A 16,420-nucleotide genomic window follows, 5' to 3' on the forward strand; every position below is an offset into this window, starting at 1 on the left:
AACTTCTCTGCTTTTAATGTTTGAATGTAATTTAAAGCTTCGTTATAATTCCAATCTATAAATTCTCTTTTGGAAATAAGAATCCTGCATGTTCTAAATATATAAAAGTAAATAAATTACTCGTTTGTAACAAATCCTCTGCCGAGGACCTCACCGGCATTTTGGACAATCATAAAGGCTAGAGGGTCTACTTCTCGCACAGCTTGTTTTAGGCGACCTATTTCTGGTAGACTGACGACACAGATGATTACGTTCTTTGGTTCGTTAGAGTACGCGCCTCTTCCATGTAAAAACGTTGCCCCCCTACCCAAATCAATCATAATCCGGTCAACTAAGACTTCGGACTGGTCAGAAATGATGGTAATTGCTTTCGACGGAACTCCACTCTGTATTAAATCAAGTACACGACCATATACAAACAGGGTAACTAATGTGTAAAGTGTTGCTTTGGAGCCAAGTATTGCCCAAGAGATCATAATAATAACGCCATTAATGGCCAGGGCAGATGTTCCCATGGGCACTCCATATTTACGCTGAATGACTTTAGATACAATATCTGTACCGCCTAAGCTGCCCCCGAAGTGAAATACAAGGCTGGAGGAAATTCCGGAGATGACCCCTCCATAAAGTGCCCCCAGAAAAATGTCATTTAGGGCTACAGGCTGAACGCCTTTAAATAGGTCCAGTGATGTGGAAAATATCACCAAACCCCAAATAGTTTTGAAAACAAACTGTTTGTTCACTTCGCGCCAGCCTAGCACAAGCAAAGGAATATTCAAGAGAAAGGTCATAAGACCTATGGGTAATTTGAATGTATAGTAAAGAAGCAAGGCTATTCCGCCGACGCCACCTCCGCCTAATCCAGAAGGGACAATAAAGCCCTGAACGCCGTAGGCGGCAATGATGGCTCCGATTGTAATCCCAATGAGTCCAAGGATAGACTTTGATCGCTGCGTTAATTTCAAGTGGTTACCCCCTATTACTGATGGCTCTTATCTTCTATCTCTTAATCTCTGATCGCACAGCAGATACTTCATTATACAGACATTTGTCTTTTCAGTAAAGAATTGCTATGAGGAGGGGTTATAGTATTGTTAAGAGCCAGGCATGAAGCAAACAAGAACGGGGCGTAGCGAAAGTTTAGTTTCGCTACGCCCCTGTTTCGAGCCTCTTTGTAGTGACGCTTTCTGCCTTCTGGTCCGAATAGAATCTGAGAACGGTTAAAATGTCTATTGGATTTTACTTCCGCCACACCCGGTATACTATCCACCCCAAAACACCGATGAGTAGATAGGGTAATACATACCCTACTCCGACTACCAGGTAATTAAGGACATTCCAAGTACTGCTAATGGTTTTCAGTACGGCATCCTTAGTCGCTTGCCAAGTTTTACTCCAAGAGATTGGTTGCCAGGGGTTAATTACATTGACATTTGGGCTCTGAAGGGTGACGAGCTGAAGATTTACGGTGGAGTAATCCACTTGATTGTTCCAGAGTTTAAGCTGCCCTTTTAGTTGTTCTATTTGTTGACGAATATTACCCAACGCGTTTTCTACTTTAAGAACGTCATCAACGGATTTGGCTTCATCTAAGATATCGAGGTAACGCTTCTCCTCAGCCTCTAAAGTTTGCAAGCGAACTTGGGAATCATAGTATTGGCTGGTAATGTCATTGGCAAGCAAACGTTGATCGAGAATTTTGCCCCATGCAGAAAAGGAATCCTGTAAGCCATTAAGTTTAACAGCTGGAATTTTTAATGTCATCTGGGCAGATGAATGACTATCCACGCCACTTTGTTGGGATTCAGCAATATATCCACCGAGTTGTTGAGCCGCCTGAGTGATCTGTGCAACCGTATCATCGATGGAATCCACTTCGAGAGTTAATGTCAAATCGTAGGTGATTTTCCGGAGAATACTGGCATCAGCAGATGGAACAACCGCTTGGTCTGGAGGCAGGGGTGCTATGGCTGCGCTTTTAGCAGAAGGGGCCGACGAGCTAAATGTGGAATTCATTTTCTGGTCTGCTGCCGCGTCCGGAGCTGAGCTATCGTAAAGCTTTCCTTTCACAGCAGGTCCGCCTGCTTCAATCGAATCAGTTACCTGAGGAGCCCTAGCTACGGATTGGCTTAATTCAGCCTTATTGCCCATATGAGGGAAAATGTTCCATGAAGAATTCAGAGCACCTTGCCCGATGATCATTAAGATAGCTAGTCCGACGACTGAAAATCCAATTTTCCAGCGTTCAATTCCAGTCATTACCCTTAATTTTGCCTGGATTCGTTGAACTACTCCTGGCTTGTCGTTTACAGGAAATACCTCCAAGGCTTCTTCTTGAGAGATTTTCTCAAGGGCCTTTTGTTTGATATTTTGCTTGATTTGTTCATTCCCCTCTGGAGCAGTGTCGATTATATGGAAGAAAGCTTTCATTCGCTTTAAATCACCATCCTCTTCCCAGAGGGACGCGAGATCCGTTCTCTTCGTAAACCTCTTCATCAGCCTCTTCCTCCTTTGCCCGGGTTTCCCTGGTAGATTTTACGGAAACCTTTCTTCGCTCGGTATAAAAGGCTGTCTACTGCCTGTTGAGTTGTTCCTAAGATCTCTGCGACCTCTCCGGCACTAAACCCCTCGATCAAGCGGAGTTGGATGACATTGACCTGTTGAGGGGAGAGCTTTGCCAAGGCCTCACCAACACTGAGAAGGGTTGCCCATGACTCACTTTGATCGGACTCCTGAGACAGAGGCATAGGTATTTCTTCTAAGGGCATCACTGGGATGCGTTTATGGCTCCGGTAATAGTCGGCGATCTGATGGGTAGCAATTTTTAAGGCCCAGGATTTTAGTGCAGTTTTCTTTTCCATAGTAGGTAGCCCTCGCCATGCTTTTACAATAATTTCGGCTGCTACATCTTCCACATCCGACTTGGGTACGCGGATTGAAACAAATCGGTAAATCAAAGGAAATAATTGTTCATAGATTTCATCAAAGGATGAATCGGCCTCCACCTAGTCGTCAGCCTCCTTCCTTCTCGCTCAATTTTAAATTTGTATATAAATAGTAACTAAACAGTTAAATTATCCAGTGGCATGGCGTTACTATTCTATAGACGTATCTCGAACGCCTTTTCTGATGATGTAAATTCAAAAAGATTTTAGAACACAAGACGTTCATCTTTGAACACGGCGAAAAGAATGAAACATAGTATAAAAGCAAACTAAAAGAGGATCTCATAATGTCCTATTAGACAAAGATGTCATCCTCCTACAGTGTATCAAGTATAAATTTGAATCCTAACTAGTGTACTGAGTAAACCAATCTATAAAAGCGGTGATAACAAACGGGCACTTGATTCTTTCCAACGTTCCAAGCCTGGGCGGGAGCGAAAGGTTTGAAGGTCAAGTTCGCTACTATCCTTAAAGTCCTGCTCAAAATCTAATTTTAGGCGATCAGCTAGGGACTGATCATACACAAAGGCACAGATCTCAAAATCAATAAAAAAACTCCGATTATCCATGTTTGCAGATCCTACAGAAGCGAGATGATTATCTATAAGAAAGATCTTAGCATGAAGGGTTCCTTTCATGTATTGAAAGATCTTTACGCCCGCTTGAAGTAATTCTAAAAAATAGGAGCGCATTGCCCAAAACGTCACTTTATGCTCGGGGATGCCCTGAACAATAAGTCGCACGTCAAGACCGCAAAGTGCTGCTGTTTTTAAGGCCATGATCAGGCTTTCATCAGGAACAAAATAAGGGGTTTCAATGTAGACACAGTGCTTAGCCATTGTAATCGCATTGAAAAAACCCTGTAAAATCGAAGCCCAGTTAGAATCTGGGCCGCTCGCACTGATTTGTACAGGTAAAACATCAAAATCATTGATCTGGGGGAAATACTGGGTACCTTGAATCTCTTGATGGGTCACGTAAAACCAATCGTTCAAAAAAATAGATTGCAGGCTATGGACCGCTTCCCCTTCCACTTTGAGATGTGTGTCTCGCCAAAAACCTAGTTTAGCATCGCGGGACAGGTACTCATCCCCAATATTGAGTCCCCCCATAAAACCTGTACACCCATCGACTACGACAATTTTGCGATGGTAGCGGATGTTGAGTTTGGATGTAAGAAAAGGAAATCGAATGGGAAAAAACCATTCAACTTGAATCCCGGCTTGCCTCATACTGCGCACAAAACCCCCAGAAACCGAAAGACAGCCCATTCCGTCAAGAAGGACACGAACTTCTACCCCACCGGTCGCTTTACGGGACAAGATTTTCAAGACATCTGCGCCAATTTCATCGTCTTTAAAAATATAATAGCTGAGGTGGATGTGATGTTTTGCTCCTTCTAAGGCATTAAATAACGCTTGAAATTTCTCGCCCCCGTTTAAGAGAATCTCAATTTGATTATGAACAGTCATGGAGGCGAAGCCATTGTTCAAGAGAAGACTGGCCAGTTTTTTTTCTGAGTCATTATTCATTCGAGGCAAAATATCTTCCTGATTGGAGTCGCTTTGCTGCTGGTGAACCATTTTGGACAATCGATTATCTGGGATATGTTTTTTGTGAAATAGTTGTCCCGGTTTTTTTTTGCCGAAGACCACATATAGGATGAATCCTAAGATAGGAAGAAGACCAAGAATAAAGAGCCAAGCTACTGTTTTTCCTGGGTCCCGATTTTCTAAAAGTATCACCTTGCCAATAATTATCACCTGCATGATGCTTAAAACTAGCAGACTAAACCAAACCATGATATCTCCGCCTATCTATACCGACTTAGCAATTCCAATCGATAATACAAGTGCTTTCGCTATTTGCATCATCACATGCCACTGCTTAGTATGCACGGTTTTAGCAAGTTTTAGATATCAGGGTCGTAAACGACTGTAGAATGATTATTATAGCTTCTAACTTCTAACTGACAGTACGCTCCAACTGGAGCCGTTTTTCAGAACTGTGATGATTTATATAGATTATCTGCTTGTTGAGCCATGAACATCAAAAATAGAATCCTTTCAACCCTTCAATGAGCTGTTCCATGACGAAGATATCTTTAATCGCTACCCGAATAAAATCACCGGGCAGACCTGCAAAGCTGGAACAGTCGCGTACCAGTATCCCAAGACGTCCCAGATGTTCAATCAATTCTTTCGAGGTATGATTCAAGACCTCGATTAAGGCAAAATTAACAGAGGTTGGCCAAAGTCGTAGATGGGGAAAATTATATAGAGCGAATTCACGATAAAAATAGGATCTGCTCTCTGTCAATTTTTCCCGAACCTCATCCGCATACTTCAGATCCCGAAGTGCAGTGATTCCGGCATGTTGAGCGAGAACGTTCACAGACCAAGGATCACGGTATTGCTCGAATAGGTGAAGAAAAGACTCATGAGCAAAGACAGTGCCTAAACGCAACCCCGGTAAACTGTAAAACTTAGTTAAAGAGTATAAGATAATAAGGTGATCGTTGGCCTCTAGATAGGCACGAGTAGAGTTGCGTAACTCGTCCGGAAGAAAATCAAGGAACGACTCATCGAAGAGAATCCGACAGCCTAATTCTTTGGTTAGATATAAGATTCGTTCAAAGGTGTCTTTTTCCAGGACACTCCCTGTCGGATTATGCGGGGAACAAAGAAAGAGTAAGTCACACCCTTCAAGGTATTCTCGCCATTTTCGGTCTACCCCACCTTCATCACGTGTGTTTTCGTTTTCACTTTCACCAGCAACACGATTAAACTTGGCCCAGCCTTCCGGACCCAACGGGATGTAGCTTATTTCAGACCCTACTGATCGCGCGGCCCGTTCGTATTCACTGAATGTTGGAATTGGAATCACAACTTTTTTAGGTTTTAACGCTTGAACGATTGTAAAGATTAATTCACCAGCACCGTTGCCGACCATGATTCTTTCGGTGGGTAGGTACAAATGACTAGACAGAGTCTTTCTTAAGGCTTGACTCTCGGGGTCCGGGTAATGGACAATCTCTGGCATTCCTTGCTGCAAGGACGCCCAAACCCCAGACGGCGGCCCATAAGGATTAATATTTGCCGAAAGGTCAATAAACGAATCCAAGCCATACAATTCTTGAGCTCTGCGCAGATTGCCACCGTGCATAGTTTCACCCCGCATTTTCAGATAATTTCAGTTTTGTGGCTAAGACTCCTCCGGAATGACTGTTAAAGAGATCGAGGTACACAGGGTTAAACAGTTGATGTGCTTCGAGTCGCAGGTTCTTACGGAGCTCTCGATTGGCAAAGCAGTTCTGGGGAAATACGCCAGCAAGCAGGGTGCCGCTGTGAGCTGTAACAACCCCCAGCCCCCCTTTCTGACGAACCCAGGCCAAGAAGGGTTCAAACATCGACTTTGGATTTATCTCAAGATTGCACCGGGCACTGATCGTCCCGGCTGCAGCTAATTTTTCTAAATCAGCTTGCTCTATTCCTTCACGTGCCAAACCATACGCCCTCTGAATTTCACCTTCATAACGACCATAGTGCTCCGCTAAACCAGGGCGGGCATTAAACACCCTGGTATCAATTATTCCCCCCCAGTCTAAGGCGAGAAATAAAGCAGGAACTGAAGCTCCCAACACGTTATGGCTATGGCCCTGAACATGTTCAATTTCCGTGATTCCCGGGAACATTACGCTGTCGCTCGGTTCAATCCGCAAAGCAAAATGAGCTAAGCGCTCTGGAGCAGGATCTTCTCCAAGGGCAATTAGAGCGGCTGCTGCTACGGCAGAAATGTCAGCGGTTGAGCTGGCCATTCCTTTCCCTTCGGGAAGCTGCTGGATAAATTTCACCGTACCACCTAATGTTGGCAGACCTAAGTTGTCTTTAAGCAATTGCAAGACTTGGAGAGCTTTTGTTTTACTCGGAGGAAGATCCCAGCCTGTGGCGTGCATGTTCAATGCCACCCTGGCCTCCGAAAATCGGTCGATGGGACAATCCACCAGAAAGGGGACTCCTTGGCGAGCTCCTTGCACCCATTCTCCACATGTTCCCGGACACCGGGCCAACCCAACAGTGAAATCCATTAATATTCAATCCCCCTACGACTGCTAACCCCTTTAGCAAAAGGATGTTTTAGTAAGTTTAGGTCCCACCAATTGTCCACCAAAGGCTCTAAGTCAGCGGGCATCCCTCGCCCCGTTAGAATCCAGTGCAGGGAGGAGTGTGTAGACAGAAGTTCTTTCAATAAATCCAAGCTCAGAAAACCATGGTTTAGAGCATGGCTCACCTCATCTAAAATAATCACTTGATAGGTGTTGGCCTTAACTTCGTCTGCCACGAAATCCAAGGCTTGTTGAACCAGCTCTAAAGCGATCTCCGGATTGCGATTTTGCCGAAAACACTCCCCACACCCCGTACAGTGTTTCATACCGGTACGGATCATCCCTGACCAACGACATCCCACGCCAAATTGAATAAGAGGAATTCCTAACCGATTAAGACCTAATAGTTCACCACTGTAAGTACTCCCTTTGAGGAATTGGACCATGAGAACTCGTTTTCCCTCAGAATAAGCCAGCACCGCTGTGCCGATGGCTGATGTTGTTTTCCCTTTTCCTTGTCCTGTATAAACGCTAATCATGACTTGATTCCCTGAGAACGAGACTTAAACCAGTGTTCAAGCAATTCCCGGTGTCCCGAAAAATGAAGGTGAAGGTAGGAGGCCACGATATTATCCCGGGCATATCCCTCCATTCGATCGGAGCGATCCCCTTTGAACAATTCATAAGCTGCAGGATATTCCTGCTCATAGGTCACACGTGAATAATGAAATTCATGACCTTGAACCGTTGTCCCGCGAGGACCTAAAAAATTATCCTCCCGAAATACCCCGCGTCGATACCCAATGCCTTGTAAGCGTTTAGTCATTTCTGCTTTCATGGGAATAAGACCCGCTAACTTAAGTTCTCTTCCTTCAAAATCCGTTATGGATTGTCCCAGATACATGTACCCACCACATTCAGCATAGATCGGCTTGCCACTTGCCGCATAGGCGCGCAGAGAGTTGAGGAAGCTAAGATTTTCGCTCAAGGGTTGTATATGAAGTTCCGGAAACCCTCCGCCTAAGAAAATACCGTCCAGATCTTGAGGGAGGGCCCTGTCATGTAAAGGGCTAAAGGGTACAATTATAAAATTCAAGCGTTCTGCCAGGTCCAATGCATCTTGGTAGTAAAAAAGAAATGCCTCATCAAACGCTAAGCCTAAACGAAACGTTTCATGATTCAGCGGTTTAGCAAAAATAGAAGGATTTATTTCAGAGCTAGGAACAGAACGCGTGCTAGTTTTCGCTTCTAAAAAAGTAGATTCTTGAAGATCCGGTGCGTTAAGCATAATGCTTTCAACTTGTTCCAGATCGATGTGGTCAGTTATTAGTTGGGAAAGGGTATCGATAAAGCCTCCCAACGGTCCGCCCTCCCCTACAGGGACCAATCCCAGGTGCCGTTCCGGAAGTTGTAAGGCCACTTCCTTAGGGAAAACTCCGAGAACCGGAATCTTTAGATCACTAAGGGCTTCTCTAAGTATCTTTTCTTGGGCCGTAGATTTTACTCTGTTCAGTATAACTCCCTGGAGGTTTAATTCAGGATCATAGGTATTAAAGCCGTGTACTAAGGCCGCCACGCTGCGGGACATCGAGGAGGCATCGATAATGAGTATAACAGGAGCTTGCAGGAGTTTTGCTACATCAGCGCTACTTCCGAAACCCGCCGTTCCGCTCATTCCATCAAATAGCCCCATTACACCTTCAATCACTGCCCAACGCTCCTTCGAACTTTGAGCAAAGACGGCTGGCAGATGCTCACCCAGCAGCCAGCGGTCAAGATTGCGGGAAGCTGCTCCCGTAGCTGCCGCATGATAACTAGGATCGATGTAATCTGGCCCGACCTTGTACCCCTGGATTGGCCGTTCGCGCTTTTTTAAAGCTGCCATCAAACCAGTAGCTAGGGTTGTTTTTCCCACTCCGCTATGCGTTCCCGCTACGACAATCCGAGGAATCCTCATACTATCTCTCCCTTCTAATTCGTGGTTAGTGATTCGTGGTTTGTAGTTCGTTTTTGTGATTCATGATGGTCCGACGCTGATGGTTTCGAAATATGTCATTTGTAGTTCGAACATCGAACCTCGATTCATCCTACCACGTAGGTTAACAAAAGAGCTGGCAAAAGGGATACCCAAGTCGCCGTGCGCACCAGAAAGCAACAGCGCACAATGTCAGCGGCGTCCACGGGATGCAGGGCATCTCCCATCTCTGCCCGATGATGGGGCTGGCCATGATAGATATTAATACCGCCAAGACGGATGCCAAGTAACCCAGCGACGACGCTTTCCGGATTCCCACCGTTTGGACTCGGATGACCTGAGGCATCCCTTCTCCACATCCGATAAGCGTGACCTACCGACATCCTGTTCAACCAGCCGGCAAAGAGTAAGATGGGAACTGATAACCGTGCCGGGATATAATTAGCCCAATCATCCGTTCGGGCTGAGAACCAACCAAAATTTTCGTACTGTTCATTACGATAACCAACCATTGAATCCAAGGTGCTAACCGCTTTAAAGGCCATTGCTAAAGGTGCTCCCCCAAGGGCTGCATAAAAAAGTGGCGATAAGATCCCATCAACGAAGTTTTCAGCGAGGGTTTCGACAGTTCCTCGTACAATCTCTCCAACGGCTAGATTACTTGTGTCGCGGCTAACCAACCAGGAAAGACGTAATCGGGCCTCGCTCAAATCACTGAGTTTTAAAGGTTGCATAACACTTTGCCCGGCATCTAATAAGGATTTTCCTGCCAAAGTTGAAAAAATAAAATATGCGCTCACTCCCAGGCCGAATAAGGGATGAAGTGCCTTCGCTCCCCAAACAGCGGCCCAGGTGATCAGATAAGTTCCACCGACTACAAGGCAGGTTAGAAGAACTCCGTGTCGGCGGCGTGCCTGGTGGGACCCCAGATTGAGTCGGCGCTCTAAAAAGGAAATGACCTTGCCAATTCCTACGACTGGGTGGGGCCAACTACGGGGGTCCCCAATGATTTGGTCGAGTAGAAACCCGATCAGGACGGCGATGGTAAGAAAACTTATTGATGGCATTGCTTACACCGTCGCTGCCTGATGAATCGTTTGGGTATCCAACCCCATAATAGCACGAACACGTTCAAGATCGACACTTTGCCGTACTAAATCCGCCAGCTCATTAAAGGCTGATTCGCGAAGAGAGGCCTGAGAAATTGACGCTTCAACCGGTCTACATCGATCTCTGCGCTGCCAAAGCCATTTCAAAAGTTCCGTCCGTAAACTGTCATTGTCAAAAATCCCATGTAAGTAGGTTCCAAAGGAATTCCTGGTTTGCAAGCCATCCGGATAAGATACTCCATTGGAAGTCAAATTAAACAGTGGGGTCTGTCCTTCGTCCATCGTGGATCTCCCCATATGAATCTCATAGCCAACGACGGTTTCCCCGGTGCAAGCTTTAAAAAAGTCCCGATTGGCCAGAATCGTCCCTGTACTTTGAACGGTATGTTTCTGCGGATAGAATTCCGTTACCATTGGAAGAATGCCAAGTCCCGCTACCTCTTCAAGTTCAGACTCAGTATGCAGCGGATCCAGCACAGAACGTCCCATCATTTGGTACCCACCGCAAATACCTATAAGAGGAACATTTGCTTCACTGAGCTTAGAAATCTGCTCCCCTAAACCGCTCTCATGCAGAAAACGCAGATCAGCAAGGGTATTTTTGCTTCCCGGAAGAATAATAAGATCGGGTTTACCAAGATTACCAACTTCCGTGACATAGCGGACCGAGACATCCGGTTCGTCTTGAAGCGCATCAAAGTCCGTAAAGTTAGAAATGTAAGGCAACCGAACCACCGCAACGTCTAATTGATCGGTAAGCGAAACAGAGGGTTTCTCTGCAGACTCATTCAAGGCAACGGAATCTTCATCCGGAATGCGGATTTTAAAATAAGGGACAACCCCTACCACTGGGATTCCTGTTCTTTCTTCAATGAAATCTAACGCAGGTTGAAGTAGGGCCAGTTCGCCGCGAAACTTATTAAAGATAATCCCTTTAACCAAGTCTCTTTCCTCGGGTTCCAGCAATTCCAAGGTCCCCACAACAGAAGCCAAGGCACCGCCACGGTCGATGTCAGCAACAAGCAAGACCGGTGACTTCGCCTCCAGGGCGACTCGCATATTAACAATATCATTTGATTTAAGATTAACCTCTGCCGGACTCCCTGCTCCTTCAATAACTAAGATCTCGTATTCATCAAGCAGTGAGTGGAGGGCATCTTGAACAGATGGCCAGGTCATCCTTTGATATTCTCCGTGGTAACGCAGGGCTGTCACGTTCCCTTGGGACTGCCCCATGATGATTACTTGAGAACCGCTTGGCCCACTAGGTTTAAGCAAAATTGGGTTCATGCGAACATCGGGGTCGACTCCTGCGGCTTGAGCCTGCACCACCTGTGCTCTCCCCATCTCTCCGCCAGCTGCTGTCACAAATGAGTTAAGAGCCATATTCTGCGCTTTAAAAGGACTAACCAGATAACCTTCCTGATAAAAAATCCGACAAAAGGCAGCCGCCAGGACACTTTTCCCCACACTTGAAGAGGTCCCCTGGATCATGAGTCTCGCTGACAAGTTTCTTTCAGAAGACAAGAATATCACCCGCTTTCGTGGTTGGATTTTCGATATTTGTGGTTCGATTCGATATTCGCATAATCGTGGTTTGACGTTCAATATTCGGCTTTCGAACTACGAACTACGAATTTGCGAAATGGCAGTATAAATTAAGGCATTGATCACTGTCGCTGCGAGTGGACTTCCTCCTCGGGTGCCTAATACTGTGATCGATGGGAGGTTGACCTTTTCCCACAGTAAATCTTTGGACTCTTTCGCTCCGACAAAACCAACGGGTATTCCCACAATTAAGGCCGGACAGGTTTCTGGATTTTCGGCTAAACGTAAAACTTCGAGCAGTGCTGTTGGCGCGTTACCGATTGCTACGATTGCGCCGCGCAGACGCTCGGGATGCATCCGAAAGGCCGTCATTGAGCGTGTGATTCCCCAGGCTTTAGCCTGTTCTGAAACGCCCGGGGCATTCAGGTAGCTTTCTACAGTTCCACCCAACGATTTTAGTTTTTCTTTGGAGATACCCGCCCGGACCATCTCAACATCCGTAATGACGTTGGCGCCTTCTTTCAGTGCCTTAAGTCCGCAAGCAATCGCTTGGGGATGAATGGCAATGACCTGTTCTAAGGAAGGATCCCCACTCGTATGAATTAAACGTTCTACAACTGGGTATTCATCCTCAGACCAAGGGCGAGTCAGTCCGGTTCGTATGATGCGCATACTTTCCGTCTCGATTTGACCCGGGTCTAAGATAAAAGATGTCATGCACCCATAGCCTCCTTAATACGCAGGCAGGCCAAATTCGCGATGCCGTCATCTGCTCCCAATTCTTCCGTAAATACGATTTCCACCTTCGGATTTTGTTCTCTGATTTCACGCAATTCCTCGTGAATATCCACCGATACGTGGACTCCTCGAAAAAGAAAGAGGGGCATGATAACAATCTTTAATGCGCCTTCCTTAATCTTAGCCTCCACTGCTTCCGGCAGACTGGGCTTATCGTGCGCCATATAAGCAGGTGTTACTGTTTGCCCCATGAGAAGACTAACTTTTTGAGCGACTACTAAAAGTCCTTGGTTTGCTTCGGCACGACGGCTGCCGTGTCCTAATAAAATAATTTCTGATTTCATAAAATCGCCTCCAAATGTTTTATAAACTGGGGAAGTGTACTTTCGTGAGTTTCCTCTGCCGGACGTTTCAGGATAATCAAGGGGATGTTTAAATGTAGGCAAGCCTGTACCTTTTCGAGGGTACCTCCTACTTTGCCACTTTCTTTAGCAACCACGACGTCGATATCTAATTGTTTGAACATCGCCTCGTCCCATTCCTGGGAGAAAGGGCCTTGTGCGGCAATGATTTGCTTGGGCTTGAACCCCAAGGATTCGCAGCGTGCCAAGACCTCCGCTGTAGGCAGAACGCGAATGAAGAGCACTTTATCTTTTAAAGCAGGCTGAGATACCCATTCCGCTAAAGCGTTGCTGCCTGTCGTTAAGAGAATACGTTGGCCGGCAAGCTTTGCAGCAATTTGAGCAGCCGTTGGAATATCCTCAGCCCAATGAATCAGGGGATGAACCTCTAAATCAAGGGGAGAGCGCTGCCAACGGAGGTAAGGAAGCGATAGTTTTTCACAGACCGTTTTGGCCATTTCCTTTACTCGCACAGCGTAAGGATGGGTTGCATCGACAAGGGCATCAAAGGCACTTCCCTGGAGAAGGTCTGTGAGAGTTTGAGCATCCATTGCCCCAGAGCGAGCTTGAAGTCCTTGTTCTAATGCTAAATCCGCTCCATATGCGGTCAGGGTCGACACTAAAATATCGTGGCCACGCTGCATTAAAGCATTCGCAAGTTCACGACCATCCTCTGTTCCCGCTAAGACCAAAAGCCTCACAGCTTATACCCTCGAGGAGTTAGCATATAAGGACCGATTATGCGGGTTTGAGAGTTACCGATAATTACGGTTGTGAGCATGTCAATGGTCTGATTGGTGAAATCTTGAAGTGTGGTCATTTGCACGCTGGACTCCTCGCCCCGTAATGCCTCTCGGACCAATCCGACCGGTGTTTCAGGGTGACGGTGACGCAGGAGAATCTCGCGCACAGTCTCAATGTGCTGCGTGCGCCCTTTACTTTTGGGGTTATATATCGCGAGGATAAAATCCGCTTCAGCCGCAAAACGCACGCGTTTCTCAATGACCTCCCAAGGCGTCATAAGATCACTTAAACTAATCACTGCAAAATCATGCATTAGAGGAGCCCCCAGCATGGATGCTGCCGCAGTGGCTGCAGTAATTCCGGGAACGATTTCCAATGGAATATCCAGAAGTCCCTCTTGCTCCAGTAACTCAATAATAATACCGGCCATACCGTAAACTCCGGCATCTCCACTACTTACTACGGCCACTCTGTGTCCTTCGGCAGCTAAACGAATCGCTTCTCGACAACGGTCAATTTCTTGTCGCATTCCATTTGAGACAATCTTTTGATCGGATAAATAGGGCCGAACGAGATCAATGTAGGTTTTATAGCCCACGATAAAGTCCACTTCATTCCAAACCGTCTGAACGCGCTTAGTCATATGGTCAGGATCTCCGGGTCCGATGCCCACGACAAAGAGTTTTCCAAGCTGATGGCTACGGTCACTCCCTGACCTTTGATTTTCGGTAGAACCAGCTGTCCCATTTGGGTTCCCAGTAAGCTCGCTGCTTCGCATACTCCGTCCACTCCTATCTTTTCTGATACAAACTTTGATCGACTTAATTGTTCTCGTTCAATGACTGATTGGAGTTCCTCTGTGCTAAAGGTTTGAAACGGAACCCGTAAAAATCTTGCCGTTTCAATCAGACCCTCTTCATCAGATTTAAGGTCTATACTGTAGATTCCCGCCACTGCCTTAAGAGAGGCACCAATTTGTTTAACTGCCGCTGTGACTGCTTCTAAGACAACTTTAGGGGAAACGCCTCGTCGGCATCCAACCCCAATACGTAAGACCGGAGGAATCAAATAGACGCAATCATCTTGTAGATTTAGGTCAGGAAAGGCACTGACAATGACATTCGCTTTTACCTTCTCATTTTCTGACAGGAACTGATAATGCTCATCATTTAACCAAGCGTATTCCGGTGGCAAAGTGTAACTTGTCCAGACCTTGAGTGAGCCCTGTTCTAAAAGTAAGCGATTGACAGTTGGTAAATGGTCGATGGGTTCAACTTGCCAATGATATCGCCGGGCATATTCATCAGGGGCTACTAATCCCCGGCCATCAGTGGCAGTGGTAATAACTGCTAAAGCTCCGCTTTGACGGGCGAGCTGATTAGCCCAAGCGTTTGCGCCGCCTAAATGTCCGGAAAGCAAGGGAATGATGAACTTCCCTGCCTCGTCTAAAACGAGTACCGCAGGATCGCGGTCTTTGCCCTCGATCAGTGAGGCGATTTGGCGTACCACAATCCCTGTAGCCATGACAAAAACGAGAACAGAATACTCCTGCCAGAGGTTCGGAATGATATCGCCTAATTTATGAAAAATTTGAGCGTCATTTCCTGTATGGTTTTTAGAAAGAGCAAGGGCTTTGTCATGAATAAAAAAATCTCGCCTAATTGAATTCGGGAACCCTCCGCTCAGTCGCTGGGCTGTAACCATTCCCCGATCAGTCAACGCTATAAGTGCTACTTTCAAGTTGCTGTTCCTTGGCGGTATTCATGAGTAAAGGTTGGGTCATAGAGCTTAGAACGTGCATAACCGTTTGCGGGATCTAAGAAATCTCCGACCAGGATTTGCGCTTGTTTCCGAATTCCTGCCGCTTTTACCTTCTCTTCGATAGTTTCCAGAGTGCCCAGCAGAATTTCTTCATCCGGCCAACTTGCTTTAGCGATGACAGCAATGGGGGTTGAGGCTGGATAACCTTCCAGCAACTCTTTAACCACTGACCCTATATCCTGCACACTTAGGAAAATCGCCATACTCGCTTGATGTTTCGCTAATTTAGCAAGCGATTCTTTCTCTGGTACAGGGGTTCGTCCGGCCAAGCGGGTAAGTATCAAAGTTTGACTGATTTCCGGCAACGTGAATTCTCGCCGAACCGCCGCTGCTGCTGAAAACACCGAACTGACCCCCGGAATGACGGAATAAGGAATAGTTTGCTTGTCTAAGTAGTCGAATTGTTCTTTAATTGCTCCGTACATGCTGGGATCTCCGGTATGAAGACGCACAATTGTTTCGCCGTTCTTAGTCCCCTCATCCATTAAAGTGACCACCTCTTCGAGGGTGAGATGAGCGCTGTCATGAATGGGTGTTCCTGGGCGACAAATTTGGAGCAACTCCGGGTTGACTAAAGACCCTGCATAAATCACGCGGTCTGCACTCTCTAACGCGCGGGATCCCTTCACCGTTATAAGCTCCGGATCGCCTGGTCCGGCTCCAACAAAAATAACTTTACCGTTAACTGTTTTCTGACTCATCGTTTTTCCTCCCTAACAAATCTTTTTTGACAAGCAGCAGGCTGAGATAATCGACTTTGTCAGACGTGAATTCCAGCGGTTTAGGCTCCCAACGGATTTTCTCTCCAGACTGTCCCAGCCGTGTTAACAAGACAGCTTTTCTTTCACGCTCCTTGAGAAGAGTCAACATTTCAGGGAGTCTTCTCGATACTTTCATTAAGACTAAGTTTGGAAAATCGAGATATTCCGCTACATCCTCGGTACTCGGCAGAACAAGAAGAGGTTCATCCCCAGTGGCGAGAGGCAAGTTAATCCTCGCCGCAGCTGCAGCCATAGCCGTGATTCCCGGAATGG

17 protein-coding genes are annotated in these 16,420 nt (G+C 46.3%); all 17 read right to left on the bottom strand.

Going from position 1 to position 16,420, the window contains the following annotated elements:
- Positions 1-116 precede the first annotated feature (116 nt).
- Positions 117-965 carry a YitT family protein gene (locus DOT_RS22630; protein WP_009623853.1) on the bottom strand — a complete coding sequence of 283 codons (849 nt, stop codon included), beginning with the start codon at positions 963-965 and terminating at the stop codon, positions 117-119.
- A gap of 274 nt (positions 966-1,239) precedes the next feature.
- Positions 1,240-2,496, bottom strand: coding sequence for a DUF4349 domain-containing protein (locus tag DOT_RS22635; protein WP_009623854.1), 1,257 nt, complete (start codon positions 2,494-2,496; stop codon positions 1,240-1,242).
- The gene (locus tag DOT_RS22640; protein ID WP_009623855.1) at positions 2,496-3,005 is read right to left on the bottom strand and encodes an RNA polymerase sigma factor; all 510 of its coding nucleotides are present in this window, start codon (positions 3,003-3,005) and stop codon (positions 2,496-2,498) included. The genes DOT_RS22635 and DOT_RS22640 overlap by 1 nt, the downstream gene beginning before the upstream one ends.
- A 311-nt stretch (positions 3,006-3,316) precedes the next feature.
- Positions 3,317-4,747: a cardiolipin synthase gene (gene cls / locus DOT_RS22645; RefSeq protein ID WP_009623856.1), complete on the bottom strand. Its 1,431-nt coding sequence runs from the start codon at positions 4,745-4,747 to the stop codon at positions 3,317-3,319.
- Positions 4,748-4,994: 247 nt separating this feature from the next.
- On the bottom strand, positions 4,995-6,110 hold the full coding sequence (locus tag DOT_RS22650) for a threonine-phosphate decarboxylase (RefSeq protein WP_009623857.1): 1,116 nt from the start codon (positions 6,108-6,110) through the stop codon (positions 4,995-4,997).
- 4 nt (positions 6,111-6,114) lie between these two features.
- Complete coding sequence (locus tag DOT_RS22655) at positions 6,115-7,032, bottom strand: GHMP kinase (RefSeq protein ID WP_009623858.1); 918 nt, start codon at positions 7,030-7,032, stop codon at positions 6,115-6,117.
- A complete protein-coding gene (locus DOT_RS22660) occupies positions 7,032-7,589 on the bottom strand; it encodes a cob(I)yrinic acid a,c-diamide adenosyltransferase (RefSeq protein WP_009623859.1) in 558 nt (185 codons plus the stop codon). The genes DOT_RS22655 and DOT_RS22660 overlap by 1 nt, the downstream gene beginning before the upstream one ends.
- Positions 7,586-9,007, bottom strand: a complete 1,422-nt coding sequence (locus DOT_RS22665) for a cobyrinate a,c-diamide synthase (protein WP_009623860.1) — start codon at positions 9,005-9,007, stop codon at positions 7,586-7,588. Before DOT_RS22665 ends, DOT_RS22660 begins: the two co-directional genes overlap by 4 nt.
- Before the next feature lie 125 nt (positions 9,008-9,132).
- Positions 9,133-10,092, bottom strand: coding sequence for an adenosylcobinamide-phosphate synthase CbiB (cbiB, locus tag DOT_RS22670; protein ID WP_009623861.1), 960 nt, complete (start codon positions 10,090-10,092; stop codon positions 9,133-9,135).
- A 3-nt stretch (positions 10,093-10,095) separates the two neighbouring features.
- Entirely contained in the window at positions 10,096-11,628 is a 1,533-nt protein-coding gene (locus tag DOT_RS22675; RefSeq protein ID WP_083824262.1) for a cobyric acid synthase, read from the bottom strand.
- 129 nt (positions 11,629-11,757) lie between these two features.
- Positions 11,758-12,399, bottom strand: coding sequence for a precorrin-8X methylmutase (locus DOT_RS22680; RefSeq protein ID WP_009623863.1), 642 nt, complete (start codon positions 12,397-12,399; stop codon positions 11,758-11,760).
- A complete protein-coding gene (locus DOT_RS22685) occupies positions 12,396-12,764 on the bottom strand; it encodes a CbiX/SirB N-terminal domain-containing protein (RefSeq protein WP_009623864.1) in 369 nt (122 codons plus the stop codon). The genes DOT_RS22680 and DOT_RS22685 overlap by 4 nt, the downstream gene beginning before the upstream one ends.
- Positions 12,761-13,522, bottom strand: a complete 762-nt coding sequence (gene cobK, locus DOT_RS22690; protein ID WP_040413283.1) for a precorrin-6A reductase — start codon at positions 13,520-13,522, stop codon at positions 12,761-12,763. The genes DOT_RS22685 and cobK overlap by 4 nt, the downstream gene beginning before the upstream one ends.
- Positions 13,519-14,208 (bottom strand): precorrin-3B C(17)-methyltransferase, encoded by a 690-nt coding sequence (gene cobJ / locus DOT_RS22695; protein WP_009623866.1) that lies wholly within the window; start codon positions 14,206-14,208, stop codon positions 13,519-13,521. Before cobJ ends, cobK begins: the two co-directional genes overlap by 4 nt.
- Positions 14,205-15,305 carry a cobalt-precorrin 5A hydrolase gene (locus DOT_RS22700; protein WP_040413284.1) on the bottom strand — a complete coding sequence of 367 codons (1,101 nt, stop codon included), beginning with the start codon at positions 15,303-15,305 and terminating at the stop codon, positions 14,205-14,207. Before DOT_RS22700 ends, cobJ begins: the two co-directional genes overlap by 4 nt.
- The gene (gene cobM / locus DOT_RS22705) at positions 15,302-16,087 is read right to left on the bottom strand and encodes a precorrin-4 C(11)-methyltransferase (RefSeq protein ID WP_009623868.1); all 786 of its coding nucleotides are present in this window, start codon (positions 16,085-16,087) and stop codon (positions 15,302-15,304) included. The genes DOT_RS22700 and cobM overlap by 4 nt, the downstream gene beginning before the upstream one ends.
- A partial coding sequence (locus tag DOT_RS22710; RefSeq protein WP_009623869.1) for an SAM-dependent methyltransferase occupies positions 16,068-16,420 on the bottom strand: 353 nt, incomplete at its 5' end. The genes cobM and DOT_RS22710, both read right to left, overlap by 20 nt.

Source organism: Desulfosporosinus sp. OT (genome assembly GCF_000224515.1).
GTDB lineage: Bacteria > Bacillota > Desulfitobacteriia > Desulfitobacteriales > Desulfitobacteriaceae > Desulfosporosinus.